Here is a 333-nt window from a genome sequence, read left to right as displayed (position 1 = left end):
GGTACTGTTAAACATGCAACTGGACAGAATCCGATAACTGTTAATACATAACCAACTAAGATAGTTACTAAACATGCAAATACAAATGGAATACCTAAGATTGGGTTTAATACCATTGGAATACCGAATGTAACTGTTTCATTGATGTTGAATAAACCTGGAACTAATGATAATGAAGCGATTGCTTTGTTATCTTCACGTTTACCAAAGATCATGATTGCGATTACTAAACCGATAGTAACACCTGAACCACCGAATTCACCACACATTTGTAAGAAATACATGTTGATGATGTTTGTTGGTTTTTCACCTTTGTTGAATTTTTCAACGTTT

The 333-nt window shown here is 33.6% G+C and carries 1 protein-coding gene; it reads right to left on the bottom strand.

The genetic code is table 11. The features are described 5' to 3' along the window. On the bottom strand, positions 1-333 hold a 333-nt coding region (locus LJD34_RS16265; RefSeq protein WP_227360394.1), incomplete at both ends, for a PTS transporter subunit EIIC.

Source organism: Faecalibacillus sp. MSK20_93, assembly GCF_020589945.1.
Lineage (GTDB): Bacteria > Bacillota_I > Bacilli_A > Erysipelotrichales > Coprobacillaceae > Faecalibacillus > Faecalibacillus intestinalis.
The sequence above is the reverse complement of the archived record's forward strand: the minus strand, read 5'-3'. Positions and strand labels throughout refer to the sequence as shown.